Raw genomic sequence first — 26,505 nt, 5'->3', positions numbered from 1 at the left:
GTAAATAACTCATTCGAGCGATGATTCAGTAAATGAATACAAGTTTGGTTTGGGAACGCAGGGGGGCTTTATTTTTCCTGAGCGTTCATTATACGGTAATCCTCTTCCTCAAGCGACAATCTTAAATTGCCATCCGCACATTTTTTCAAATCCGTTTCTGCCCGATGCAAAGCTGAAACAGAAAAGATAATTGGATAAAGTTGTTCGAAATACCACAGCTTGGCAAAGTAGAAGCCGATCGGCGTGGATTCGGTGAACGAGCCGTTTTCCACCCGTTCCAGCAGCCAGTTGAGCCCCTGAACAATCGTGGGACTGTTCCGTTCGACGCCGATCAAAAGTAAAGTATCAATGGCCAGAGCCGTTTCTTCGACACTGGACGGAGCTGTGGCATCGCCCCCCCAGCCACCATCGGGATTCTGTACCGATTTCAGAAAATCAATCGCCTGTAACGCTTGTGAGGAATTCCGCCGGTCGGCCGTCGCATAAGCGGCTAACACGCGAGCCGTGCCATACACGGGATTTTCGTCGTCGTGAATGTGCTGATTGCCAAACCAGAGCGGCAGCCACGAACCATCGGCCCGTTGTACTGAAGCGAGATAACGGAATGAATGAGTGATGGCGTGCGCGGCTCGTGTTCGCAGTGCGTTTTCTTCCGGGAGTGAGTCCGTTTCGAGCCAGGCCTGGATGGCACGAATTGCATGTGCCGAAATGTCAGCGGCACTTTGGTCGAAGGGGAGCGTGCCCCAACCGCGACAGAACGTGGGCCAGCCGCCGTTGCTGTTTTGCAGATCGAGTAACCACTTCACGCCGTTGCGCAGGGCAGTCCGTACTTCGGTTGAGAGTTCGGTGCCGGATTCTTCTGATCGCAGATTTAACAGCGCCAGAATCGCGCCGGGGGTATCATCGGCGTCGGGAACGCCGCCGGGCAGATCGGTCCAGGCCCAGCCTCCCGGTTCTGCCGAGGTGTAGGGATGCAGTTCTTTGTATTGTTGATTCAGTAACCAGTCGCGAATGGGGGCTTTTTCAAATTCGGACAGGGTTCCTTCGATGGCGTTGACGGAGAGTGTCGTCGTCCATGTCGCTAAGTTCGTATCGATGGGCCAGCTGCCGTCGGGACGGGCCGAGTCGAGTAGAAACTGCAGCCCCTTTTTCACGACCGGATGATCAACGAGACCCATGCCTGCGAGACTCATCGTGACGAAACTGGTCAGGGGGGCCGCTTCGAGGAATCCGCCGTTCGAGGGTTGGATTGAAATCAGCTTCTTGAGACTCTTCTGGATCGACAGATTGCGAATGACACGTGCGACCGGATTTTTCGGTTTGCAGAAATGGTGTCTGACCTGACCGATGGCAATCAACGCGGGCAGTGCATAACTGACGACCGGCAGCCGTACCGTTTTATAAAACCGGGCGGGCAGGCAGGAAAGTTCGAAGGGCAGGGCGGGAATCGTCTTCCAGTCAACGAGTCCGGCCAATGCACAATGTGTGAGGATCGGCACGGAAAATGTTTTATCTTTTCCATAGCGGGCGATGACCGCTTCGACGCCACCAATCCGATCAATATACTGCCGGGCATTCACAATCACGGAGGCATAATTGATCGAGTTTTTCGTGGCATGAAAGACAGCGTGGCAGAGCATGCTGGTGGAAATGTTGCTGAAACTTTTGACGGTGTCACCCCAGCCGCCATCTTCGTTCTGATGCGTGGCGAGCCAGTCGATGCCCTGTTTGATATAGGAATCGAGTGAATGATCGTCGTCAGGGCGATGACGGCGAATCATCTCGAGTGCCATCACCGCGGTCGCGGTAGAAAGAGCCGAGGTGGAAAGTTCTCCTTCCCAGTAGCCGGCGTTCGTCCGTGCGGAAAGCAATTCCTCACGTGCCCGCTGGTAACCTTCTCGAACTCTCTGGCAGGAGATTGTTTCACTCATTCGGTTATCTTATTTGTAAACGTGGCAGGTCAATAATTGGAATGTCTATAAATCCATGGCATCCAGGCTGTCGATCAGATCGTCCAGCTCATCACTTGTTGATTGAGAAACTTTCGAGCGAACAGGAACTCCCACGCCGACACCTAAAGCCTCACGTCCGTCGGCGACGAGTTCGGCGTCTCGTTCCCGGGCCGCCATTTCCAGTGCATCAGGGGCACCGAACAGTTTGGAGAGATCAATTTTCAAGCCGGCCACTTCTCCATTGGCGCCGGCAATGCCCGGCGTTTTATGACCGGGAAAGATAATCGCATTTTCCGGACAGACCCGACTGCAGGCGGGACATCCTTTTTTGCAGCTGTCCTGTTCTTCGACCAGAATCTGTCCTCCCTGATCGACGCCGTACACGCCGAACAGACAGAAGTCGATGCACTCCATGCAATTCGTACACAGACCGTAGTCAATGACCGGGTACCAGCGGCGTTTGGTTGGTTCCATCTGGCTGGCGTCGTTGGCACTGCCATTGTTTTTCTGTGCGTTGATGATCTCCAGCGGATTCAGATACTTTTCGATCTGCGCCGGCTTAGGGCTTTCCTGAATCATATTACCCAGTTGGACCGTCTGCACCTGCGTATCTTTGGCGATGCGTTTGATTTCGGTCAGGTAATCATCGGGATTCGAACTGACGCGTAAATCGATCGAGTAAATATTTCGATTCGGAATCGTCTTGTTGCGCTCGGGGTTGTCGTAGGGAACCGAGTTGCTTTCCTCAGCGGCCTGTTCCTCTTCGTCGATCTCTTCTTTGAGCAGAACCAGTCCTTCCTGACCACGAATGTTCTGCCGGTCGAGGACCCAGTGACTCGCGCGGGGGTACAGCCAGGACAACACGACCAGATCGCCGCGAATCGCCTGCAGGAACATGGTTCCCGTGTGGTCTGCCGAGAGATCATAAAGGTGAGGCACCAGCGAGACTTCCACATCCGGTTCCATCAGAAGTGCCGCTGCCAGTGATTCTTCCAGCTCGCGCTTGGCAGGATTTTTCCCCTGCGCCTGCGAGATCACCACTGTCAATTTTTTATCCGCCATTCCGAACACCTTTTCAACGCTCAACTGAAACAGAAAAGCGTTTTGTCGTTTCTTAGTTGAGTTGCCCTTTGATCATTCGCTGGGTCTGTTCCCAGCCATCCTCTAATACTTGCAGATACTCTGTTGGCGTCAACCACTGCGCCTCGTTCTCCATCTCAAATAACCAACCCTTGGTATAATTATCTGCCTGATTGATAGCAGAAGGATCGTTTAACAGCTCTTCATTGAATTCCAGAATCTGTCCCGCAGCCGGTGTATAGAGATCGGATAACGCTTTGGAGCTCTCAATTTCACCGATCTTCTGTTTTTCCTGAACATGGGTAAATGGATCAATAAACCAATCCAGAAAATAGACATCTTGTAATAAACGTACGGAGTAGGCAGTAAAACCCACGCGCCAACGGTCTGCCACCGGCATCAACCACAGGTGTGATTTACTATAAACACGGTCTTGAGGAATTCGGGCCTCGAAATTCCCCATCATAAAGACAAGATCGTCAGGCATGGTCATTTTGTTATGGGCGTCGCTCTCACTAAGCCCAAGGTGAAAAGGGAGTTAATCCCGATCTTCAGGTAAGGCAGGAATTTTCGCAATATACACTACTTAAATAGTAGAAACAGTTTTTTCACGGGATGCAAGCAGGATTCTGTTCTGAATGCCATGAAGACGGAATTTTCTCAACAGTACACCAGAAACACGTCAAATTAAGATAATTATATGCATTTTCTCTCAGTCTCAGAGCGACACTAAGTCAATTGATTTAAGCAGTTTTGAATGGAGATGGATACATTCAAACAGTATTACCCTTTGCCCTCGACTCACCTGCTTGTTTTATTTTTCATTGTGGGGTGTCGGCTCATTATAGATCATAGGCCGGTTGACTAAAGAAACCAGCACGAAACTCAGCATCATTAACAGATACCAGGCCACGAGTTTGGAGGGCGGCACCATTTGCCAGTGATCTGTCTGTTCGGGATAGATCCAGACATTGGCATACGTGGCCAGGTTTTCGGCGAACCAGATAAACAGTGCGACCAGCAGCCAGCCTACAACTAGTGGCATATGTCGGTGGACCTGGTTCATTTTGAAATAGATCTGGATTTTACCAAACATCAACAGGCTGGCGAAAATCAGCAGCCAGCGAATGTCCGTCACAAAGTGATGTGAAAAAAAATTGACGTAGATCAGCGTCACCAGCACGACAGTGCTCCACATGGGTGGATAGCTGGAATAGCGAAAGTCGAAAATCCGCCAGACGCGTGCGATATAACTTCCTACCGCACTATACATGAATCCGGCAAAGAGAGGCACGTTGCCAATGCCGATCACAAACGGCTCCGGGTACTGCCACGAGCGAATGCCGTCGGACGTCTTAAACAGTTCCATCACCGTCGCCACGAAATGGAAAATGAGAATGACGACTGCTTCCCGCGGCGATTCGAGACGAAAGCACAACAGAAAAATCTGAAACGCGACAGCCGCCAGAAACAGAAAATCGTAACGATATAAAAAGTCAAACGGATACCAGAATCGTGTGAGGATCATCATCGCCAGCAGAAAGCCGCCAAAGATGCAGGCCGACGCCTGTTTGATTCCAAACAACCAGAATTCGTGGAGAAAGGTTTTCAGGAGAACGGCCTCGAAATGCACGAGTCAAAGCAAGCAGAGATTTTCAAGACGAATTGTAGTGCAAACCGCTTTGTCGATCTACGAAAAAAGGGAGCAGACACATTGTCTGCTCCCTGCTCGGAACATGGGATGGCTCCAAGCCATCCCTCGCACACTTCCGTTACTCAACGATGACGGCAGCTACCTGTGGTGCAAACTCCACATCGACCGGATTCGAAACGGCTCCGTCGCCGCGTACGACAACCAGAGTTGCTTCCGCAACGTCCAGCAGAGGCAGCTCGGGCATCTTGACCTGCACGCCCAGGTCGTACCAGCCGTAGATTTCCGCTTCAAAGTTCATTCCATTGAGAGAGACCAGGACTTTCCCTGGCTCTGGTCCCAGACCTTCACCGGCCAGATTGACCAGTGCACCACTGACAACGACGTCCGTATCCGTTGAGAACAAAGCGGGGTCAACAGGCAACACGTCGACGCGTGCCATGACGGCTCCGTTGTTTTCTTCGAACGCTTCCGGAATTTCACGATGCGAATCGATCAAGACATGCAGCTGTTCGAAAGGCAGTTGATTTCCCTCTTCGTCAGTCGCCATCAGGTTGGCAGCGAACGGCAGACGGATATCGACTGACTGAATCTGTCCTGCAGCGATGTTATCAACGCGTGATCCTGCTTCCGGCACACCTGCTTCTAATTCACGTGAGTTGGAAGCCAGCAGCATGACGTTGAATGGTGCGTTGATATCGACATCACTGTTGTTACGGAACCAGACGCGGAAGCGAGGTCCGAGTTCCTGTTCGGGATGACCCGAGTCAACAAAGCGAACAGCCAGCATCTGCAGGTCGAGTCCTGCGTCAATCACGATCGGTTCGATATCGATCCAGGTACCGCAGGTTACCACTGGCAGTGGTTGCCAGATTGGACATTCATACCAGCCCCAGGGAGTACAAGGGTCACAGATAATCGGACGGCAGATGATCGGACGAGGGTCACAGATTGGGTGACACCAGTCCCACCAGCACCAGTCAACCCAGGCACTCCAGTGAGGGCTCCAGCAGTAGTTAGGGTAGAACCCGGGACCAGCGTACCAGGCACCAAAGTGTGTTGTGGTGAAGGAATTAGCCATCTTTCCAAACAGATTTCGGTTTCGCCAGCCACCCTGCTTCAATAGATTCTTGTGCAAGTGCAACTGACGAGCGACGTCTCCTTTTTTGTGCAGTTCGAACTGCTTCTTCATATTCCAGTGCTTGGTTTTGTTACTGTGAATCAGGGTATTTAATTTCCCGACTTTCAGTTGTTTTTCCAGACTGGGGCGGATGGGCTTGATGTTTTTATCTTTGAACAGATCTTTCTTCAAAGGCACACCATTCTTTCCGAGCCACTTGTGCCCGGGGCCTTTATGCTTTCCATTCCCTTTGGATAAATTTTTGAGCTTTGAAGGACCAATCACGCCGGGATAACGGGTCTTGCCTGGTTTCTTCAAAGAATCGCCGCGTGAAATATCTTTGAGGGGCGGAATTCGATTTCCTTTACCCGGTTTGGGATCAAACTTGCCTTTGCCTGGCTTAAACACATTGTTGCTACCGTGCCCTGGTTTGGGGCGTCCGATATTCTTTCCAGGTTTGGGGACGAAGTTTCCTTTACCCGGTTTGAAGACATTGCTGTTACCCTTTCCCGGTTTGGGACGTGTCGTATTCTTTCCCGGCTTTGGTACGAAGGTCCCTTTGCCCGGCTTGAACACATTGCTGCTGCCCGGTTTCGAGGGGCGTGTCTTCTTGCCTGGCTTAGGAACAAACTTGCCGGTATTCGGTTTCCGATCAGGTACCTTCACATTGGGAATACGGCGATCTGGCACCTTGCGATTGGGAACGCGCGGTTTCAGATCTTTGGTGTCGAATTTGAGACCACTCGTTTTACCGAAATTCGGAAGCCTGGTACTTGGTCGCGTGGTTTTGGGAGCAACCTTGAAAGACGGTTTTGATTTCGATTTGCTCGAACCACGATTGATGACTTTGGGTGTTGACTTATCGGAAATGTTTTTGAATACATTTCGTGAAGGACGTGACTTGCTCAGCGAAGACGACTTGGGCCGACTACTCTGTGATCGACTGCTACTTAAGCGGCTCAAACTTTTGGAGCGGCTGGGCCGACTCGAAGAGCGTTTTGAACTATCCCGGTCGCTACGGCTGGATGAACTGCTGCGGCCCGATGATTTTCTGGATGACTTGTCAGCCGCCATTAAGGGGGCACCGCAAATTCCCCCGATCAATGCCAGTGACAGTAGGACGCGAAACGGCCGCTTGAACAAACGGACTTTATTCTGGATCATCATGACTCTCCCCTTTTGGCTAAATCGTAATTGCCCGCGTTGTGATGTGAACGATTTAAGAGAAGAGCGTAAAATATGCCAATTATGCCGGTTTGGTGTCTGGTGGCAAAATGGCTTGTTCTAATTCCTTTATATATATGTGCTTACAAAATATGAAAACAAACGACCGACTCGACACCCGGTATTGTAAAAACAACCAGAGACCGCCCTGCGCCATCAGAATGACACATAGACGAAATCATTTTCGCAGCAGTCAGCAACCCCTTCAGGATTTTTTTGCCGATGCGAGCGACGCATCGTTCTGCTCCTTTCGCCAGTCGTTTAGTTTGCGATGCAGCGAATCACGAACCTGTTGATGCTGAGGGGCCTGAGAAAGATCGTGTTGTTCGAGCGGGTCTTGTTTCAAATCGAACAGCTGGACCCGATTCAGGTGCGGATAGACGATCAGCTTCCAGCGATCGGTCCGAATCATGCGCTGGAAATTACGGAAGTAACAATAGACTTCGTCATAGATCGCTTCTTTATCACCAGTCAGCACGGGCTTGAGACTCTTCGCTTCCACCGTTTTCGGAATTGGAACACCGGCGAGATCACAGGATGTAGGATATAAATCGCGCAGGTAACATTGAGCCGCTGATCGCTTGTCCGCGGGAATGCCGGGCCCGACCATAATCAGCGGCACGCCGACCGTGTGCTCATACATATTCTGTTTTCCCCGTAAGCCGTGACTGCCCATCGCGAGGCCGTGATCGCTGGAGTAAATCAGAATTGTATTCTCCCACTGTCCCGACTTTTTCAGTGCGTCTACAATTCGACCCACCTGGGCATCCAGATGTGAAACGACCGAGTAATACAGGGATAAATCGTTCTGCACGATCTGTTTCGTCCGCGGCCAGGGAAGCAGTTTTTCATCGCGACCATACTTGTTCCCATGCTCAAAGGGATGCTCGGGCTGAAAGTTCACAGGGACCGGTATTTTGTTCGGATCGTAATACTGCTCATAGCCAATCGGCATCAGCAGCGGATCGTGGGGTGCCGTGAAGCAAACATGCAGGAAGTATGGTTTTTCATGTTTGCGTTCGATGAATTCAATTGCGGCGTCCGCAAAATGCTCGCTGATATTGGAAGACAGGCCGACCCCTTTCTGAGGAAACATGTTTCGCTCGTCATCCTGAAAGATCCAGCCACGATAACCGGTGACAAGCAAGCCGTTACCATCATAAGAGGGAACAGCCCAGCGACCACCGCCGCCCGTGAAGAGTCCCAGCGTTTCATCGTAACCCCGCATCACGGGTTTACCATCGTTGTGCCATTTGCCCACATACCAGGAGTTGTAGCCCGCGTTATGCATCGCCTGAGACCAGGTCGTCAGTTCTGGTTTAATCGGTTTGCCGAAATCCAGGGAGCCATTGTGAAAGCCGCTCACGCCGGTCATGATCTCAGCCCGGCTGGGCGTACAGATCGGATTCGCACAGACGGCCCGCGTGAAACTGGTTCCTTGTTTGACCAGTTGATCTAAATTCGGCGTTTTGATGATCTTGTTACCCAGTGCTCCGATCGTATCGGGCCGCTGGTCGTCGCTGAGCAGAAAGACAATATTAGGATGCGTCGCTTTTTTGACATCCTCAGCGGCTGCTTCGCTCTGGAAGTGAGACATCAAACATAAAACTGACAGAAACACCTGAAATACGGTTCGCATCGGATCCCCCTGTGGAACAAAGAATCGGCGTATCAAGGCCGAATTCGTCTTTCACTAAATCACTATTGCTGATAACTTTTGCATCTCAAAAGTTTCACCAGACCTCTATTCGTTAGTTTTCTTTATCTATTCTGGGCCAAGTCGCCATGCAGGGCAAGCGTTATATCAGCTGGATGTTGGGAATTGTGATTCTCGCCGGGACCGGCTGGTCATACTGGAGCAAAAAACAAAACGAAAAACCGACGGAAGTGGAGAGTAAAGCGCCCCCCGAAACAACGACGGCCGCGAAACCACTGCAGACGCCGATCGAAGTGCAGAATGCTTCGTTGCGTGATGAAAAAGTGGAAGTACTGGAACTCAATCTGGCCGTCAATCAGCGGTTTCCGATGATCAAAACCGTAGAACAGACATTGTCGCAGGCTTCCGCAGCGGGAATTGTGAACAGCAAATCGAAGCTGGAACTGATTCTGGCTCTGACGGTGGAAGAGCTTCGCGATGACGGCCGCAAACGATTCAAGGTGCGTTATACCGGCGTCAAATATTCGCACGATATCGCCGGGGAGCGCGTCAACTACGATTCGAACCGCACGAGCGGCCCGGTTCCCCCTGAAGTGCAGGCTTATCAGCGGCTGGTCGACAACGGATTTTCTTTCTGGATCGGCGCGGATAATAAAATTGTCGAGCTGGTCGGCTTTGATGATTTTCTCAAACGCTGCCTGCAGAACACTCCCGCCAGTCAGCGGGAAACGGTGCTGGCTAAAATTTCCGAATCGTCGGGCGATGACGGCGTGGCCAATTTCATCGATGACAGCATTGGGCTCCTGCCTTACAACATTGACGAGCACCACAAAGGGGGTGCGATTCGTGTGGGCGAGACCTGGACGAAAACCCGTCGCCTGACGCAGCCGATTCCAATGACGCTCAAAACTGAATACACACTCCGCGAGCTGAACGACAAGATCGCGACGATCAATATTGCCGGCGATATCGCGGCTTCCAAGATCAGCAGTCCGATCAATCAGAACGGTAAGTCAGTGCAACTCTACATTCGTGGCGGCAAATCGTTCGGCACCTGCATGATTGACCGTAAAACCGGCTTGCCTCTGGAATCAAAAATTGAACGCTTTCTGGAAACGACCGTCAAACTTGCCAGCGGCAAACAGTTCGAACAGCAGAAGCAGATCGTCACCACGATCCGTGCGTTCCCGCATCAGGAAGAACGCCCCCTCGGCCCCGCTGCAAAAATCACACCCCGCGGCACACTGAAACGATCTGCGAACTGAGTATGTTCCAGAGTTACTCATGAATTTCGCGCTTCCGTAATCTATTCCATTTTTTTCTACCACGAAAATCACGAAAGCACACGAAAAGCGTACTATGGGATTGCTGCAGGCAACAGGAAACTGTCAGGTAATGCGAACGAAATCAGAGTAATATCCCCCATTCCGGCGTAGGGGTTGGCCTATGTGCCAACCCGCCTGGCGGGGTTCAAATTTGTATTATTCTGGTAAAGGGAACAGGGAAAACGCACGAATGTTTTTGATGGGGCAGGCGGGCAGGCAATAATGAGCGATGACTAGAATCTTTGTTTGCGTCAAGCAAGTTCACTGTAGCCCAGAGGATTTGGTGGTGTTATAATTAATATGAATGGGTCGTGCTTTAGTGCCCTGTTTATATTCTTTTTATTTCAGGTTCCTTTTTTGGGTAAAAGACGCGATTATGGCTCCCAAAATCACTGAAGAAATGCGACAGGCATTACACCAGCAGCCTGACCGTCCTCTCAAAATTGAGGATGATCAGACACAAAAGAGCTATGTCTTGATCTCCCAGGAGAATTTTCGACAGTGGGTGGATGCCGAATTGCGTCGCGAGCTCCAGATCGGCTTTGATCAGGCTGACGCCGGTGACCTCGCAGAATGGGATGTGGAAGATATTCTCAAACAAGCACACGCCCGCCATGAAACAAAGACTAAGTAATGCCGCGGATCATACGCACGCGTCAAGCCAATGAAGATGCCCTGAGTATCTGGGCTTATATAGCTGAGCACGATCCGAATGCCGCCGATCAGCTTATCCTGCGAATTAATGAGATGCTACAAAAACTGGTTGTACATCCCGGGCTGGGCTCTAAACACGACAAATTTCGAAAGGGTCTTCGTTGTTTTCCGATTGGGAACTACCTCATTTTTTACGAACCGATCGAAAATGGAATCCAGATACTCCGCATTCTACACGGCGCCAGACAGTGGGAAGATTTGCTATAAGTAAACAGGCGGAGAAGGCGGTCTGCTTCATCGATTTTGACTACCACGAAAACAAGCGAATCTATTCAGATTTGTTGCTTTCCACTTTATAAGGCCCCAGTGCGGGATTGGTGAGGAACCAGTCTTTCGGGCGTTCCTGCAATCGTTTTGAATAAACGCGTATGGAACGTTCGTCCCAGAATTTGGGGATGGAAGGATCTTCGGGAATTCGACCTTTGTCGTCGATTTCTTCCATCCACTGATCCAACGCCGACGCTAGTCGTTGTTTCGTCTCTTGAGATTGGGGATCTTCTGCGAGGTTGTTAATTTCCCAGGGATCGTTCTGTAAATCGTAAAGTTCTTCTTTGGGGCGGCTTTTTGCCATCAGTGCTAATGGTGGGCCGGTCAGTTTGCCCTCGGCGTGCAAATGGCGTAGCAGGCCGATAATGGGATACTGCGTTTCCTTGTAACGATTGATCTGCAGGAAGGGGTGTTCCGGATATTTGTTGCGCAGGTAACGAAAGCGTTTGTCGCGCACCGTGCGAATGTGAAACACGGTTTCGTCGCCACGGTCGCGTCCGCCAAACACATACGTGCGGGGCGGCTCGGCTTGTGTTCCCAGAAAGACCTGTCCCTGCATTTTCTCTGGCTTTGTAACGCCTGCTAAGGCGAGTGTCGTTGCGCTCAAGTCAATTGAGGAAATCAACTGTTCGCTTTTTTCGCCGCGCGTGTAATGTGCGGGGGCAGGGAGCGTATCGTTTCCTTCAGGCCAGTAAATGATGAGGGGGATATGCAGGCCACTATCGTACGGCCACTGTTTTCCGCGAGGCATCGCACGGCCGTGATCGCCGAGGAAAATCACGATCGTGTTTTTATCGAGTTTGTCTCGCTTCAACAGATCCAGAATGAAAGCCACTTTTTTGTCAACGGCCATTACAGCGTTTAGATATTGTGCCCACACTCCGCGCGTGACAGGATGGTCAGGGTAGTAAGGGGGAATCTTCACCTTAGCGGGGTCGGCCTGATAGCCGATATGATCGTGCGACGTATTCCAGGCACCGCCACGATGGGTTTCTGAAAAATTAATCTGGGCATAAAACGGCTGCTGATTCTTCAGGTCATCCCAGTTCTTCACGTCGAACGGTTGTTTGCCTTTGGGATACGTGAAATTCCAGTCAGTCTTGCCGGTTCCTTTATAGAACTTGGCCAGCTTGCGATCAGTGGTCAGAGTTTTAATATTACCCGTCGTGTAACCGGCGGGACGCAGCCAGTCGGTGATGACGCGAACGCCCTCCGGCAGCGGATTGGTTCCTTCGCGATGCGAACGATGATTGTGCGCATCGATCGACATGGCGTACATGCCTGTCATAAATGAAGAACGGCTGGTGGAACAGACGGGCGTGACGGTGAATGCATTCTGAAACAGCATGCCGTTCTTAGCGAGGCGGTCCAGCGTGGGCGTTTTCACTTCGGGAGTACCGTAACAGCCTAGTTCCGGTCCCATGTCTTCGGCAATGATCCACAAAATGTTCGGCTGTTGCTCAGCCGCCTTGAGGAGAGGTCCTTGACTGAACAACATCAAAGCCACAAGTGAGAACGCAATCACAATTCGATTCATAGAAGAGACTCTGCACCAAAAGAGGTCGATTTATTATTGAGAAAGACAAACGTTTGAATCCTCTATCATCAACGATGAATTCAGGGTTGTCAATCAAGGACTCGGAAAAGCCATCTGTTTCTTATTCTGTGTTGATAAGCCAACAGTGACACAAGAGACCGTTTTTTACTACCACGAAAAACACGAAAGTACACGAAAATTCGATCCGGGATCGGATGGTCCCGAATGCAACCGATTTCTCTCGTTCGTTCTTGCGGACCGCAAGAATCCCATTTTGTGGAAGATTAATATTGAAGAGTTGATCTTGATAGTTAAGCTAAAGTAAAGACGATGATCAACTTTCCGATCTGATCAACGTGTCGGCAGAATCGCCTGCACAAATCACTTTTCATATTTTTCAGGGAGAGGGAGTTCACATGGCGCTTTATAAATATAGTGAGTACCTCGAAAAGGCAGACCATCCAGAGTTCGACACGCTGCACAATCCGGGTGAGAACTGCCCGCACTCCGGCATCTACCGCTGCAAAGCGTGTGGAGACGAGATCGCTTCGAACAAGAATAATCCGTTCCCGCCCCAGAACCACCACCAGCACGCCGAAGACCTGGGGCCGATTCAGTGGAAACTGATTATTCTTTCACAGCAACGGTGAGAATTGGTGAGTCGGAAAAAGGGAATTGAGTTTATTCTCGGTGAAGATGCTTGCGTATTAATTCGATGCTGTCGCGATAGCTATAAAAACATTTTTCTTCACCATCGTGCGGGATCCATGTACCTACAATCAATGAATATATTTTCCAACGGGATTTTAACTCTTCCCATTCCTCATCAGTACGAGGAGCGTTATCTATCTGCTCGAGGAGTTCTTGCATGTAAAGTTCATCAGTGAGCACGCTGAGAAGCTGATCTACATTGGAAGGGACTGCATGGTTGATGAGGTTCGTTACTACTTCATTTGGATAAAAATACTTGAGAGGCGCTCTGGTTAACAGATAATAACCTTCATTGTCTTGGACTTCAGTTCTGTTCGCTCTTGCTTCTCGCTCACAGTTGATAATGATGCTCTTGTAATTGTTGTACTCAGCTTCGATGAAATTATAGCGCGGTCGGATTTCATTGAGCGCTTTCAGCCGTTCCTTCAATGTTTTGTATTGCACGACTTCTACGGGTAATTTATCGGGACAGCAAACTTTAAAGTATTCATCTTGCTGTAACTCTCCCCCGCAAGAGCAGATCATCTCAAACTCTAACGCACAGTCCTGGCAGAAATGAGCTCCGCATTCTGGACAACCACTATATTCTTCAGGACAGCGATTAGTGCAACCGTGTTTATTACAAGAGTAATCGACTGAAATCATTGGCTCTCCTGATCTAAGAGAAAATATGAACGGAACTGACGTGACTCTACATATGAATTGCTCTTGATGGCTCTCTGGTAAAAGTCAATTTCTAACTGTTCAATAAAAAAGTCCTGAATCAGAACTGATTCAGGACTTTTGTAAGTTGCCCGACTAGGATTCGAACCTAGACTAAGTGAGTCAGAGTCACTCGTGCTACCGTTACACTATCAGGCAATAATCTGTGCTTTGTGAAAACTAGCTAAGCTGAGCAGGTAGCATTACTTGCAGCTATGTTCGGCCATTATACGAAATTCTGTTCGCACGCCAAGTCGTTTGGGGAGAGAATTTTCTATTCTTTTCAGTCTCTCCAGCTCTTTTCACTTCTACCAGAGTATGACAGTATATTGAGAAAGAAGGTTCAGTTAATCTTCCCGGCCGGAAATCTGTGTTCAGGACGAAAGAGCCAGTTGATGAGACGTTACATATACCGAGGATTGCTTTGCGGGGTAATTTTAATGCCGTATGCCAGCGGATACGCTCGGGCAGCGGAAGAAACTCCGAAAGCAGACGCCGCGAAAGAACGAGCTATGATGCAGCTCAAACTTTCTCAATTGATCGACGAATTGACGGCTCAGATCAAACAAACTCCCAATGAGAGTAACTTGTTTTCGCGGAGAGGGGATGCGTTCTTCTTTCAAGGCAAATTCAAAGCTGCCGTTGCCGACTATGACAAAATGGTCGAGCTGAAGCCTTCGATAAAAGCTTCTCACTGGCGTCGGGGGATTGCCTGCTATTACGCGAAGCAGTATGACGAGGCAGCGAAGCAGTTTGAAATTTATCATTCGTTCGACAATGTCGATCGCGAGAATGGAATCTGGCGTTTCTTTTCACAGTATCAGGCCAAAGGCCCCAAGCAGGCTCAACAGGGCCTGCTGAAATATGAAAAGGATGATCGCGAGCCTTTCCCGGATATTTACCGCCTGTTCGAAGGCAAAATCACGCCGGATCAGATCTTGAAGAATATTAAGACGGCAGAAATTGATGAAAACGAGCGGGAAAAACGCCACTTTTACGCTTATCTGTATATTGGCTTGAACGAGTCGCTTCAGGGGCGGAAAGCAGCCGCACGCAAATATTTACAAAAGGCGGTCAACAACAAATGGGGGCCACGCGCCGGCTTTGGGCCGAATTATATGTGGCATACCGGTCGTTTAGAGCTACAATTATTAACGGAACCCGAAGTCACGAAGTAAGCCATTCACTCTCTTGCAATCCAGTCCATATTGAATTGGCGTCTGTTTTAAACCTGGAGGGGATCAAACAACGATGAAATTTCGTCTGCATGACCTGACTCTCGTTTTGTGTTTCTGTCTGATTTCCTGCAGCTGTCTCTGCGGAAATCACGTGCAGGCACAGGAAAAAACCAGTCCGCAGACAGCCTCTCCTGAGCAGGATCCCAAAGCGAAAGCAGCTGCATTGGAGCATGCAAAACAGGGGCAGGCCTTTCTCAAGCAGAAAAACTGGAAGGATGCGATTGCCGAGTTTGAAAAAGCGGTTGCATTACAGCCTCAAAGCAGTGTCTTGCATTACCTGTTAGGCGTCAGTTATCTGGAAGATTCTCAAGCGTCCAAAAGCTGGGTGGAAATGCGGAAAGCGGTGCTTCTGGATTCCACAAACAAAAATGCGTTGCGCGATTTCCTGAAATTCTGGAGTTTTTTTGATCGGAAAGGCGTCTTAAACGTGGGGACGCCGGAAGTCGAAACACTCAAATTGCTGGGAAAACCGGATCGACAGCGGGATCAGTCCGATGAAACGCAATTGATTTATGGGTTTATGTGGCTCAACTTTCGTGAGGGCAGGCTCTACGCGGTCGTCGATACACGCGGCCTCTCTGCAGAATATTCCAAAGCACTGAGATCAATGGAATTTCGTCTGGGGCCGCCTTGGAGAGAGGGCTATCGGTTGATGAACGCAACCAATGCTCTCACGGAGTATGTCTTACCCGAAGAAGCGGTCCAGAATTACAAGCAGATGTTTTCCACACAGAGGCTGTTCAAGCTGGGTGAGCAACTTACCGCCAAAGAGATGATGAATCGGATGAAAGCCCTGGTTGAGCAGTCCTATGAGGTTGAAGAGTGGAACGTCATTCAAGATGGGGACGATGATATTCTGTATGAGTGGCGTGTGGCCAAAAGTGATAAGACACCGGCCCAACACGAGATCAACAGAATGGTGCGTGGCAAACGTGATATGCATCGTCTGGCTTATGTGACGCGTAAACTACCTCTGAGCGAAGAGGATCGCCGGCAATGGATTGAGCGGCTGAAATCGGCGAAACTGGTGGAGGCACATCCGGAAACAAGTCCGCTGACCGCGATCCAGAAAAAGAAGTTGGAAGAACAGCTGGTTACAAAATCCAGAGAAATCATGGTGCTTCAGTTGAAATATATTCAACAGGGTGACGTCGACGCGCTGAAGCCGTTTTTCACGGAACGTGTACGAAATCTGATTACCGCTGAGTCGTTGGAAATGGCAAAACCGCAAGCTGCTTCTGCCACGCCGGAAGACTTGATTCACACGGTTCAGATTGAAGGATCGGGAGCTAAAATTCGTGCCAAAATCAAAATGAAAAATGGCCGGACTTTAACGACTCTGATTCCTGTTGGGGGTAAATGGGAAGCTGACACAGTCTGGTTTAAGTAATAGTTTTCTTCGAGTCTAAACTTCCATCTCTTGCTAAGTTCCCAGGATTCTCGCGCTGTCAGGCAATGCAGTGTTCAAATTGTCATGTCTCGGATCAGTTTTTCGCCTGAATTCACAGCAAAAATTTTGAATAATTTTCTAATCACTCCGATCAGAAATTCCTGACAAATCCATGCAATCTTAATTGACATAAGTCTCTAATTGAAAATGTGTTACGCCTTCTTTTTCAACGTGCGAACTGTGTCTGTACTTATCGTGTTTTCTGCTCACCCCTCCGATTAGCATATTTCGTCTCAACTTAACAACACGATTATTCCGAAAGATCAGAATAACCGCTTGTACCCGGATAATCGGAATAGTTTTACATCCGACCCGGAGACAAGGGGAAGAGTGTCAGGTTTCACCTGTCACTCTGGTCGACAGGGATTTTTGAGTGGGGGCAGATGCCTCAAAGAGTGAAAATCCCAGGAGACTATTAAGGAACGGAGTTGATCGTCTGAAATCGTAAGAGACGAGTTACACATCGACGTTGGAGCTTTCGATGAACAAATTATGTGTCAGCCTGGCCTGCTGTTTATTAGCATCTCAGTACGTACTGGCGTTCGCGTCTGCAGAGCCGGAACAAACTGGGGACAATCAATCCGAAGGACACGCTACTCTAGGCGAACAAGAAGGTTCCGCCATTGTAGGCAGTGTTTCTTCTGGCGTGTTCAGGCACGATTTTATTCCTGATAACACAGTCCAGAGAAATGATGTTCCCGGTTTTACGACGATGAAAGATGTCAGCTATCAGGATAATTTGCAAGGATATGCTCCTTACAAATATCCTGATCCGCGAACCATGGTCGTGAATGAGTACATCGACAATGGGGCTGGATACCAACCTCTGGGACCACAAGAGTTCCGCACCATCTACCGTCTGGATAAAGGCATTGGTGGCGGAATTGGTTATGATGACGGGTATACGAATCTCGGAGCTTTAGTTCCCTTTACCATTAACCCGGAACAAAGCATGCTCTTTCTCGATTTAAGAGCAATGGTGACCGATCAGGGAGCCGGTGGTGTCAACCTGGGAGCTGGTTGGCGTGCATATAGCGAAACCGTAGATAAAATCTTCACCATCGCAGGCTGGTACGATTATGACGACGGACATTATCAGGATTATCATCAGATCGGTCTGAGTGCGGAAGTGATCGGTCAATACCTCACATCGCGTATCAATGGATACTTCCCGATCAATAACGGTGAAATTGTCATTTCGAATAATCTGACGGGAGGCGCTTACTTTCAGTCAAATAATATTTACCTGAACCGGGCTCGGATATCAGAATCCTCCTATGGCGGTGTTGATGCTGAAATCGGTGGTCCGCTTCCTGTTTTAGGGAAATTCGGAATCGATGCTTTTGTTGGCGGTTATTATTATAACTCTGACCACGGCAAGAGTGCAGCAGGGGCCAAGTTCCGTGCAGAAGCCAATATTAATGACTGGTGGCAGATGAGTGTCAGCTATGCCAAGGATTCGGTCTTTGGATCGAACGCCTGGATGAATGTGACACTCTCAATTCCTGAGGGTAGATCTGATAAGTGGATGCGTCCCAAAACGCTGCAACAGCGTATGTATCAACCAATGAATCGTAATTACCGTATTGTTGCGAATACCAAAACAGAAATTAATTCGGAATTGGCGATCAACCCAGATGACGGCATGCCTTATATTGTGGCTCATATCGATCCTGACTTTGGGGCTGCCGGAAATGGTACGTACGAAACACCATTTGGTTCAGTCGCCGCTTATAATGCCTCTCCTCCAGTGGCGACAACGGATATTATCTTCGTGCAGGATGGTAACGAAATGAATCTGGACGGCGGGATTACATTACTTGACAATGGTGGTGGCATCGGTGGTGTCACAGGCCAACGATTGTTGAGTGAAGCTGTTACACATACCTTCGATGTGCTTCAAATGGGAACGGTATCAACACTCACTCTACCTGGATATAATCCAGCAGCCAGCCGTCCTACTTTGACAAACACCGCGGGCGGAAATGTGGTTACCGGTCAAGGTGGTGCGTGGGAAGTTTCCGGTTTCAACATCAGTGGAACCACGGCAGCACTCCCGTATAACACCGGCATCTTCTCAGCAGGAACACGCGGGTTCAATATCAATCGTAACTCGTTCGTGCTCTATAATCGTGGTGTTGATGTCACCAATACTGCTAACGGCATCGGTATCGTCACCGATAACACGTTCTCAGGAGATGGGGCCAACTCTCTACATGGTGCCCGTATCACACAGAATACAGGCACACTTGAGCTGGCGTTCCAAAACAACACGGCAACAAACAATCTGGGCGTCGTTCCTCCGGGAACAGGAACCGGCTTTGAAATCATTGCCAACGCAGGAACGACCATCGATGGGGTGGGAACCGCCGCCGATGGTACTACGACACTGGGAATCACCGGAAATACAGCTAATGCAAACGGTACCGGGATGATTCTGACCGAGAATGGGGGAACGATTGATACGGACTTCTCCAATAATACATTCAATAATAATATCAATCCGAATACTGGTCTGCATGTCAATTCGAACGGTGGGACAATCACATTCCGGTCCTTTGACACGATCACAGCAACTGGCAACACCGGCATCGGTATTGCCTTTGATGCGACCGGCGGCGGTACCATCTCGGCTGTCACGGAAGATATGAATGGAAATGGGGTGATTGATCCCGGCGAAGATATGAACGGAAACGGCGTTCTCGATCTGGGACTGACAACCATCAATGCCAGCAACAACACCACAGATGGTTTTGTGGCCACGGCCGATGGTGCAGGGTCTACCATCAATCTGAGTATCGGTAGCGTAAATGCGACTACCAACCTCTTTAACAGTAATGGTCAGAACGGGATTAGCCTGAATACACTCAATACAGGTACTATCGGTGGTCAGATTGTCAACAATACTGCCACCGGTAACGGACAGGATGGCTTTGCAAATACCTTAACGACGGGAACAATCGATCTGACGACCATCGCTTCGCCTTCGGTTTCCAATAATACCTTCACCGGGAATACCCGACACGGTATGAGTATTACCAATAACAACGGCGGTGCTTTTACGACGGCACTGATTTCCACCAATGATTTCAGTAACAATACCGAAGCCGGACTGTTCATTGGTGGGTCTGCGATGGGTGGCACTAACACTGCGGTCAATACCCTGGGTAGCATCGATTTGAACAACTTTAATCGGGAGACACTCGGGACTTCGGGTATCCTGTTTGGATCCAGCGACGTCAGAACAACGGCCAGTATCACACGCAATACTTTCGTGGGACGTGCTCCCGCCTTGCCCGGTGATGATGGAGCCAGCTTCGGTGTCGGCGGTACTGTCGACGGTACCACTACCGTGGGCGGCAATGGCGGTGTCACTCTGGCCTTTGGAAGTCTGGCTGCCGTCGATAATTCACTCGTCAACACTTTCACGAATAACGGTGATGCCCACATCGGTCTGCTGTTAATCGGTAACACAACCAACCAGGTTGACATCGATCAACACGACTTTGATACCACTTTTGATACCACTCTCAGCAGTGAGTTTACTGGTGAAGGCGTCGGGTTTATCGTGCGGGATACAGCCACTTTGACTAACAGCACCATTCAGCGGAGTATCATCCAGAACAGTGCTGCATCCGGTCTGTTGATGACCGTCACAGGAAATAACTTGGGTGATTTTGGTACAATAGACAATATTACAATTGGGGGCAGCACAACGGATTTCGGAAACCTGTTTACCAATAACACAGGCAACGGTCTTGAAATGGCCCGAACCTCGGATGGTGTCATGACCAATATCGACATCACCTACAACACCTTCACTACCAACACGCTGAATGGTATCGACCTGACTGCCTCTGCAGCCAACAAGACCGATACTTATACCGTCAACAACAACACAGTTACCGATAACGGTCTCTCTGGTGTCGATCTCCGTGTTGAATCAGATGCAGTGCTGTCAGCCAATATGGACAGCAATGTGATTACCGGAAACGATCTCCATGGTATTATGACAACCGAGCTAACCAACTCCGTTTTTGATACACGGGGTATCACCGGGGCCTGGACTCGTAACTACATTGCGGAAAACACCGGTGACGGTATTCACCTTGAAGGGGCGACCGATAATCTGGTCATCGGGGATGCGGCAGACTCCTCGCTGGGTAACATGATCGTGAACAACGGAGTCGACGGTATCGCTGTCGAAGACGCTGGAACACTCACGATCGCCCGCAACTACATCGCAGAAAACGCTGCCGTCGGTATCGACCTGGATCTGCTCGGGTATAATAACACGACCATTTCCAACAACGATATTACCCGCAACGGCGGAGATGGTATCGAATTCATGAATGTGCTCTCAGGGAGCTTCGATCTCAGTATTACCGGCAACGTAATCGACTTCAACGGAGGTCGCGGTTTCGATGTCCTGGCTCGACCGGGTCTGGGGGGAACTTCCTCTTCAATCGACATTGCGTTTGACGACAATATCGTGAACGAAAACCGCCTGGAAGGTGTGTATGTGGTCTACACCGCTTCACTCACTCAAAACCAGACCGATCCTTCTACAGATCCTCTAGCAGCAGACGGAAGTCTGTTCCAGGATGTTTACCTGAGAATGGATATGGATAACAACCAGATCATCGACAACGGTCGTGACAGTGGCTTTGGTACCACTGGTCTGGTGGTTCGTGTTGGTACCACTCGATCCTTTAACAGCACGACTGCTCCAGGCGGATTTGCTAGTGACGGTGTGGGGAACTTCGTTACCTCTGGTGTGATCATGTCGGTTACCAACTCGACTTTAACGGGTAACTTGGGAGACGATGTCTTCTTCGAATCATTTGTCTCCACGGATAATCCGGCTGCGACAGCAGGGACATGGGGTAATACCACCGATCCGACGGCCATCACTACCATTCAGAGCGATGCACTGGCTCGTTTGGATTTGACCTGGCAGACCAATACAATTATATCATCTGATGTAAACAATACTGGTGCGTTCTACAACAATGCTGATACCTTCAAATCGCGTTTGAACAACGTTGCCAGCCCGGGACCGTTCACCTCTACTACAAGACGTCGTAACGCTCAACGTCTGGCTGCTCGTATTGCTAACCTGAATGCTCCTGGTGCAGGGACCTTCCTTTACTCCGGTACAGGAGAAAGTACCTTCCGTGTCTCAGGGGACACCGGTATCTTCATTCTGGACACCAATCCATTCGTAACCACACCTAACGATGCGAATGGTGTCTTCCTGCCGGGAACAATTGTTGGCGAACTGCCCTTCGGTTGGGGGGAATTCTGATCCTCCCTCCTGGGCATGATGTAAGAAACTGCTGAAACGAAAAGGCCATCCTGAATTGCTTCAGGATGGCCTTTTTTAAATGAATGCACTCAATTTCAATTAAGCGGGCGACAGAAACTGTTCAATCCGATTCAGCCCCTCTTCCAGAGTTTTGAGATCGGTGGCAAACGAAAGTCGTACATAACCGGGAGCACCAAAAGCGTCACCGGTGACTAACGCGACATGGGCTTCTTCCAACAGTGCGGTACAGAATTCACTGGAGTCTTTCACTACTTTGCCGCCACCCAGCGGTTTGTTGAAGTGAGCACTCACGTTGAAAAACGCATAAAACGCGCCCCCTGGTTCCGCAAAACTGATGTCCGGGAACTTTCGTAAGCGTTCCCGAACATAGCTCCGGCGTTCTTTGAAGGCTTCCAGCATTTCCGCCACACTTTCCTGCGGTCCACTTAAAGCGGCAATCGTCGCTGCCTGACTGATGCTGCAGGGATTCGAGGTTTCCTGACTCTGCAGTTTGGTCATCGCCGCCGTCAGTTCTGCTGGAGCAATCGTCCAGCCAATCCGCCAGCCGGTCATCGCGTAGGCTTTACTGACGCCGCTGACGATAATCGTGCGCTCGGCGACGTCTGGTCCGAAGGAAGCAAAGCTGCGAAATTCGGAACCTTCATAAATCAGTTTTTCATAGATCTCATCGGAGAGTACGGCGACATCTTTTTCCACCGCGACCCGCGCCAGCGCTTCGAGTGCTTCCACCGGATAAGCGGCTCCGGTCGGGTTACAGGGATTGTTGAGCATCATCAGTTTCGTTTTGGGAGTAATCGCCTGGGCAAACTGTTCGGCACTCATGCAGAAGCCGCTCTCTTCGGTCGTTTCGACCATCACCGGAGTTGCCCCCGTTAATTCCACCAGAGCACTGTAACTGACCCAGTAAGGCGTCGGAATAATCACTTCATCGCCGGGACCACACAGTGCAGTCAACACATTATGAATCGAGTGTTTGGCGCCATTGGAAACCACCACCTGATTCGGCTGGTAGCTTAAACCATAATCGCGCTGATAGGCATCGCAGATCGCCTGTTTGACTTCCGGAGTTCCCGCGGCGGGAGTGTAATGGGTCTGGCCATTATCCATCGCTGCTTTGGCAGCCTCACAGATATGAGCAGGAGTATTGAAATCCGGCTCGCCCAGCGTGAACTCGTAGACTTTGACGCCCGTGTTTTTTAATTCTTTCGCTTTTGCAGCAGCTGCGATTGTGGCAGAGGGTTTTAGTTTCTGGACAGTAGAGGAGAGCTGCATCGACATAATTGTGATCTTTGTAGTCTGAATGAATAAAACAGTCTGTATCTGAAAACCATTTTCAGATCGCACCCAATTCCCTGTTAGGACACCGGGAATTCTTTGATGTTCGAAAACACCTGATTCTTTGCACCTGAGCGGATAGCGTCAAGTCTCTGGTAGCTTTGTTTACAAATCGAGAGGGAATCCGAGCCAAATGTCAGGCGTAAGCGGTGGTTTCTCCCTCCGTCGGCCTGTTCTGCGAAGAGCGTGTGTGATTCAAGAGTCGCAAACAGGACGGAACGTGCGTCGATTAGCGAGACGCGGGGAGCGAGCTCTCGGCATTTTTTCCGACTTCATGAGCCGACATCGCCACATGAATCCGAGACGTCATTTTGAATTCGGATCGGGGTTGCGTGCCCCCTTTAGTATCCCGTGTGACTTCCACGGTCCATTTCGCCACACCAAACGGAATCTCGCTCGTGCGCCAGATGGTACCTTCGTTCTTGGAGCGAGCACTCGGACTTTCGCTCATGAACGTTCCCTTGTACTCTCGAGCAGAGACAGCTCCGGCTGGCGTTTCGACAGTCGTTGCTTCACCTTCCGAGTCCCATTTGGTGTAATGCTCGAGCATTGTGATCATCGGGTAATACCGCAACACATTTGTTTTTAAAGGTTCAACTTCTCGATCGCCGATTTTTCGATAGCCACGAATAATCGGAAGAAACGTGATAGGAATCTGTTTTTTATCAACGAGCTGACCGTTAATTGCAGATTCGGGGACGAGCACTTTATAAATCCGCGGGCCCGAGACCCCCGGGGCTACTCCCGATTCCGTCGCCTTGCCGGTAATGCACTTGAACTCAAGCCAGCGACAGGCGGTTTGCGCGCCGTCGAATTCCGCCATTTCAGAACCGACCGAGCTGATAATCAGATGCCGCGTCCATTTGAGTTTGACATTCAAATCGTTGGATTCCGGCCCCGGCATCTCTTTTTCATAAGTGCCTTCAAATCTGACCCAGGAACCATCGGGAGGCAATTCCCAGACCAGCCCTTGTGCAAACAGGGAACTCGAACAGGAAACAACCAGGCAAACGGCAACAAAGATTGATCGGACAGACATATTTTGAAAACCAGAGCTGAACACGGAAAATGAAGCGAGACGGTCAATTACTGTGAGAAACTTAAGTCTCCAGTGTGACAAAAGAGGCATCCTCTGACAACACTTTTTGGTTTTTCCGGCAGGAATTTTCCCAAGCGAATCATTTTCAGTGCGAATAACGGGAGCATCAGTCAACTCTTTCTTGACCGTTGCCGGTAGTTCGCCTTAGACTGCTTATAGGAGTTAACACGGTTTTAACGTTTCACGGATTGTCGAAAAGCCGGTTCTACCTCTGCAAACAATACATACGTCCCTCTACTGGAGATTTCTGATGTCGATGCCGTTTCTGAAAAATCGATGGTTACTATTCGCTCTGGTTTTGGGGTGCAGTCTCTGTTTTATGCTGACATCTGCTTCAGCTGCAGAAGAAAAAGACAAGCCCACGCGGGAAAACTGGGCACACATTATCATTAAGGGTTCTTATCCCGAAGGCCCACAGATGCCGGGGTTGTTTGGTGATGTGACCGAGTCGCTTTCCAAGGTGACCGGGCGACTGGAAAAAGCAGCCGAGGATCAATCCCTGACGGGAGTAATCCTGCATTTGAAGGGAACTCAGCTGGGCTGGGCGAAAATCAACGAACTGCGCGAAGCCATTTTCAAAGTCCGTAAAGGCAAGAAAAAAGTGTATGCCTGGATTGAGTCGGGCATGACGAAAGATTATCTGATCGCGACCGCCTGCGATCAGATCGTGATGCCAGAGTCGGCCACGCTGATTCTGCTGGGGATGCGCGCCGAGGTCAGCTTCTATAAAAATTTATTCGACTGGCTGGATGTCAAGCCGGACGTATTGCGGGTCGGCGAATACAAGTCGGCAGCCGAGCCTTACACGCGAACGGATATGAGCCCTGCATTTCGTGAAGAAATGGAAGCGCTGCTGGATGACTATTATCGTCAGATCAAAGCAATGATTTCCAAATCCAGGGGCATCACGGCAGAGCAGGTGGAAGCCGCGATCAACGCTGGACCCTACATGGCCGCGGATGCCAAACAGAAAGGGCTTGTCGATCATATTGCCTATGAAGATCAGCTACCCAAACTGATCACCGGAGGCAAAGCCAAGACCGAAGTCCGGATCATCAAGAAATATGCGAAAAAGCGAGCGGATACCGATTTCTCAGGGATCGCCGGCCTGATTAAATTGATGGATTTGTTAGCCGGCATCGATTCCTCACAACGCATTGGTTCAGGACCACGGATTGCCGTGATTTATGCAACCGGGGCAATTATGTCTGGTTCCAGTTCACAAGGCGGACTTCTGGGTGTGAATGTACTGGGCTCTGATACCTTCATCAAAGCTGTTGAAAAAGCAGCTAAAGATGATCAGGTCAAAGCCATTGTCCTGCGGGTCGACAGTCCGGGGGGAAGTGCGCTCGCCAGTGATTTAATGTGGCGTTCGCTGCAAGAAGCAGGCAAGCCAATCGTGGTCAGCATGGGCGATGTCGCTGCCAGCGGAGGCTATTACATTTCCATGGGCGCGAATCACATCTTTGCAGAGCCTGGCACGTTGACCGGATCGATTGGTGTGGTAGGCGGGAAACTGGCTGTAGAAGGTCTGTATAACAAAATTGGAATTACCACCAGCGTGATTTCACGCGGCAAAAACAGCGGGACCTTCAGCCCCATGACTGGCTTTACGGAATCAGAACGTGCCGCTGTGACCAAGCTGCTGTATGCCGTCTATAAACAGTTTACGGAAAAAGCGGCTGAGGGACGAAAAATGGAGTACACCGCCCTGGAAAAACTGGCCCGGGGCCGCGTTTATACAGGAGCGATGGCGCTCAATAATGGATTAGTGGATCAACTGGGAACGCTGGACGATGCCATCGAGCACGCGCGCCAGCTCGGTAAGATTCCGAAAGGTGAGAAATTTGAAAAATTAATTCTTCCCCGGCCGACCAGTCCGTTTGAGCAGATTTTTGGCCCCATTGATGCACAGGCCGGGCAGGCTCAGCAAATGACGCGCATGCTCAATCTGCTCTCTCCCGAATTATCACAGCAGTTGAAACAACTGGATCTGATCAACTTGCTGGCTCGGGAAAAAACGCTGACGCTGATGCCATTTCAGATTCGTGTGAACTAGTCAAAAATTGGTCTGATGATTTAACAACTCTGAAACGCCTCAGCCTGAAGCTGAT

At 49.9% G+C, this 26,505-nt stretch carries 18 protein-coding genes and 1 tRNA gene; 8 read left to right on the top strand and 11 right to left on the bottom strand.

Annotated elements, in window-relative coordinates; all coding sequences use genetic code 11:
* Nucleotides 1-68: 68 nt before the first annotated feature.
* The 6 genes from Pan241w_RS22225 to Pan241w_RS22200 form a co-directional block, all read right to left on the bottom strand.
* The gene (locus Pan241w_RS22225; RefSeq protein WP_145220077.1) at nt 69-1,931 is read right to left on the bottom strand and encodes a prenyltransferase/squalene oxidase repeat-containing protein; all 1,863 of its coding nucleotides are present in this window, start codon (nt 1,929-1,931) and stop codon (nt 69-71) included.
* A 45-nt stretch (nt 1,932-1,976) separates the two neighbouring features.
* Nucleotides 1,977-3,014, bottom strand: a complete 1,038-nt coding sequence (locus tag Pan241w_RS22220; RefSeq protein WP_145220075.1) for an ATP-binding protein — start codon at nt 3,012-3,014, stop codon at nt 1,977-1,979.
* Nucleotides 3,015-3,066: 52 nt separating this feature from the next.
* On the bottom strand, nt 3,067-3,519 hold the full coding sequence (locus Pan241w_RS22215) for a glycine cleavage system protein H (RefSeq protein ID WP_145220073.1): 453 nt from the start codon (nt 3,517-3,519) through the stop codon (nt 3,067-3,069).
* 327 nt (nt 3,520-3,846) lie between these two features.
* Nucleotides 3,847-4,617 carry a DUF817 domain-containing protein gene (locus Pan241w_RS22210; RefSeq protein WP_232107236.1) on the bottom strand — a complete coding sequence of 257 codons (771 nt, stop codon included), beginning with the start codon at nt 4,615-4,617 and terminating at the stop codon, nt 3,847-3,849.
* Nucleotides 4,618-4,804: 187 nt separating this feature from the next.
* Entirely contained in the window at nt 4,805-6,970 is a 2,166-nt protein-coding gene (locus tag Pan241w_RS22205) for a hypothetical protein (RefSeq protein ID WP_145220070.1), read from the bottom strand.
* Between the two features lie 262 nt (nt 6,971-7,232).
* Entirely contained in the window at nt 7,233-8,666 is a 1,434-nt protein-coding gene (locus Pan241w_RS22200; protein ID WP_145220068.1) for a sulfatase-like hydrolase/transferase, read from the bottom strand.
* A gap of 146 nt (nt 8,667-8,812) precedes the next feature.
* Here Pan241w_RS22200 and Pan241w_RS22195 point away from each other — a divergent pair, with 146 nt between their 5' ends.
* From Pan241w_RS22195 to Pan241w_RS22185, 3 genes are all read left to right on the top strand, one after another.
* On the top strand, nt 8,813-9,949 hold the full coding sequence (locus Pan241w_RS22195) for a DUF6263 family protein (protein WP_145220066.1): 1,137 nt from the start codon (nt 8,813-8,815) through the stop codon (nt 9,947-9,949).
* 436 nt (nt 9,950-10,385) lie between these two features.
* Nucleotides 10,386-10,643, top strand: coding sequence for a hypothetical protein (locus Pan241w_RS22190; protein ID WP_145220064.1), 258 nt, complete (start codon nt 10,386-10,388; stop codon nt 10,641-10,643).
* On the top strand, nt 10,643-10,930 hold the full coding sequence (locus Pan241w_RS22185; protein WP_145220062.1) for a type II toxin-antitoxin system RelE/ParE family toxin: 288 nt from the start codon (nt 10,643-10,645) through the stop codon (nt 10,928-10,930). Before Pan241w_RS22190 ends, Pan241w_RS22185 begins: the two co-directional genes overlap by 1 nt.
* 61 nt (nt 10,931-10,991) lie before the next feature.
* Here Pan241w_RS22185 and Pan241w_RS22180 read toward each other — a convergent pair whose 3' ends face one another.
* A complete protein-coding gene (locus Pan241w_RS22180) occupies nt 10,992-12,527 on the bottom strand; it encodes a sulfatase family protein (RefSeq protein WP_145220060.1) in 1,536 nt (511 codons plus the stop codon).
* Between the two features lie 416 nt (nt 12,528-12,943).
* On the opposite strand from Pan241w_RS22180, the gene Pan241w_RS22175 reads away from it, so the two are divergent.
* Entirely contained in the window at nt 12,944-13,177 is a 234-nt protein-coding gene (locus tag Pan241w_RS22175; RefSeq protein ID WP_145220058.1) for a hypothetical protein, read from the top strand.
* Between the two features lie 31 nt (nt 13,178-13,208).
* Here Pan241w_RS22175 and Pan241w_RS22170 read toward each other — a convergent pair whose 3' ends face one another.
* Both Pan241w_RS22170 and Pan241w_RS22165 read right to left on the bottom strand, forming a co-directional pair.
* Entirely contained in the window at nt 13,209-13,883 is a 675-nt protein-coding gene (locus Pan241w_RS22170; RefSeq protein WP_145220056.1) for a hypothetical protein, read from the bottom strand.
* Between the two features lie 145 nt (nt 13,884-14,028).
* A tRNA-Gln gene (locus tag Pan241w_RS22165) sits at nt 14,029-14,099 on the bottom strand.
* A gap of 236 nt (nt 14,100-14,335) precedes the next feature.
* Between Pan241w_RS22165 and Pan241w_RS22160 the strand changes: the two genes are divergently transcribed.
* The 3 genes from Pan241w_RS22160 (at nt 14,336) to Pan241w_RS22150 (ending at nt 21,936) form a co-directional block, all read left to right on the top strand.
* Nucleotides 14,336-15,118: a tetratricopeptide repeat protein gene (locus Pan241w_RS22160; RefSeq protein ID WP_232107235.1), complete on the top strand. Its 783-nt coding sequence runs from the start codon at nt 14,336-14,338 to the stop codon at nt 15,116-15,118.
* 73 nt (nt 15,119-15,191) lie between these two features.
* Complete coding sequence (locus Pan241w_RS22155; RefSeq protein WP_145220054.1) at nt 15,192-16,568, top strand: tetratricopeptide repeat protein; 1,377 nt, start codon at nt 15,192-15,194, stop codon at nt 16,566-16,568.
* 541 nt (nt 16,569-17,109) lie between these two features.
* Nucleotides 17,110-21,936, top strand: coding sequence for a right-handed parallel beta-helix repeat-containing protein (locus Pan241w_RS22150; protein ID WP_145220052.1), 4,827 nt, complete (start codon nt 17,110-17,112; stop codon nt 21,934-21,936).
* Between the two features lie 99 nt (nt 21,937-22,035).
* Here the strand turns inward: Pan241w_RS22150 and Pan241w_RS22145 are convergent, their stop codons facing one another.
* Nucleotides 22,036-23,235: a pyridoxal phosphate-dependent aminotransferase gene (locus tag Pan241w_RS22145; protein ID WP_145220050.1), complete on the bottom strand. Its 1,200-nt coding sequence runs from the start codon at nt 23,233-23,235 to the stop codon at nt 22,036-22,038.
* Between the two features lie 286 nt (nt 23,236-23,521).
* Nucleotides 23,522-24,331 carry a hypothetical protein gene (locus Pan241w_RS22140; RefSeq protein ID WP_145220049.1) on the bottom strand — a complete coding sequence of 270 codons (810 nt, stop codon included), beginning with the start codon at nt 24,329-24,331 and terminating at the stop codon, nt 23,522-23,524.
* Between the two features lie 310 nt (nt 24,332-24,641).
* On the opposite strand from Pan241w_RS22140, the gene sppA reads away from it, so the two are divergent.
* Nucleotides 24,642-26,450, top strand: a complete 1,809-nt coding sequence (gene sppA, locus Pan241w_RS22135; protein WP_145220047.1) for a signal peptide peptidase SppA — start codon at nt 24,642-24,644, stop codon at nt 26,448-26,450.
* The last annotated feature ends 55 nt before the right edge of the window (nt 26,451-26,505 follow it).

The organism is Gimesia alba (genome assembly GCF_007744675.1).
Lineage (GTDB): Bacteria > Planctomycetota > Planctomycetia > Planctomycetales > Planctomycetaceae > Gimesia > Gimesia alba.
The sequence above is the reverse complement of the archived record's forward strand: the minus strand, read 5'-3'. Positions and strand labels throughout refer to the sequence as shown.

Excerpts from the sequence above, each read along its gene's own strand:
- Pan241w_RS22170 (WP_145220056.1), bottom strand. The coding sequence starts at position 13,883 with ATGATTTCAGTCGATTACTCTTGTAATAAACACGGTTGCACTAATCGC.
- Pan241w_RS22200 (WP_145220068.1), bottom strand. The coding sequence starts at position 8,666 with ATGCGAACCGTATTTCAGGTGTTTCTGTCAGTTTTATGTTTGATGTCT.
- Pan241w_RS22195 (WP_145220066.1), top strand. The coding sequence starts at position 8,813 with ATGCAGGGCAAGCGTTATATCAGCTGGATGTTGGGAATTGTGATTCTC.
- Pan241w_RS22160 (WP_232107235.1), top strand. The coding sequence starts at position 14,336 with ATGAGACGTTACATATACCGAGGATTGCTTTGCGGGGTAATTTTAATG.
- Pan241w_RS22185 (WP_145220062.1), top strand. The coding sequence starts at position 10,643 with ATGCCGCGGATCATACGCACGCGTCAAGCCAATGAAGATGCCCTGAGT.
- Pan241w_RS22150 (WP_145220052.1), top strand. The coding sequence starts at position 17,110 with ATGAACAAATTATGTGTCAGCCTGGCCTGCTGTTTATTAGCATCTCAG.
- Pan241w_RS22190 (WP_145220064.1), top strand. The coding sequence starts at position 10,386 with ATGGCTCCCAAAATCACTGAAGAAATGCGACAGGCATTACACCAGCAG.
- Pan241w_RS22205 (WP_145220070.1), bottom strand. The coding sequence starts at position 6,970 with ATGATGATCCAGAATAAAGTCCGTTTGTTCAAGCGGCCGTTTCGCGTC.
- Pan241w_RS22220 (WP_145220075.1), bottom strand. The coding sequence starts at position 3,014 with ATGGCGGATAAAAAATTGACAGTGGTGATCTCGCAGGCGCAGGGGAAA.
- Pan241w_RS22175 (WP_145220058.1), top strand. The coding sequence starts at position 12,944 with ATGGCGCTTTATAAATATAGTGAGTACCTCGAAAAGGCAGACCATCCA.
- Pan241w_RS22140 (WP_145220049.1), bottom strand. The coding sequence starts at position 24,331 with ATGTCTGTCCGATCAATCTTTGTTGCCGTTTGCCTGGTTGTTTCCTGT.
- Pan241w_RS22215 (WP_145220073.1), bottom strand. The coding sequence starts at position 3,519 with ATGCCTGACGATCTTGTCTTTATGATGGGGAATTTCGAGGCCCGAATT.
- sppA (WP_145220047.1), top strand. The coding sequence starts at position 24,642 with ATGTCGATGCCGTTTCTGAAAAATCGATGGTTACTATTCGCTCTGGTT.
- Pan241w_RS22155 (WP_145220054.1), top strand. The coding sequence starts at position 15,192 with ATGAAATTTCGTCTGCATGACCTGACTCTCGTTTTGTGTTTCTGTCTG.
- Pan241w_RS22145 (WP_145220050.1), bottom strand. The coding sequence starts at position 23,235 with ATGTCGATGCAGCTCTCCTCTACTGTCCAGAAACTAAAACCCTCTGCC.
- Pan241w_RS22180 (WP_145220060.1), bottom strand. The coding sequence starts at position 12,527 with ATGAATCGAATTGTGATTGCGTTCTCACTTGTGGCTTTGATGTTGTTC.
- Pan241w_RS22225 (WP_145220077.1), bottom strand. The coding sequence starts at position 1,931 with ATGAGTGAAACAATCTCCTGCCAGAGAGTTCGAGAAGGTTACCAGCGG.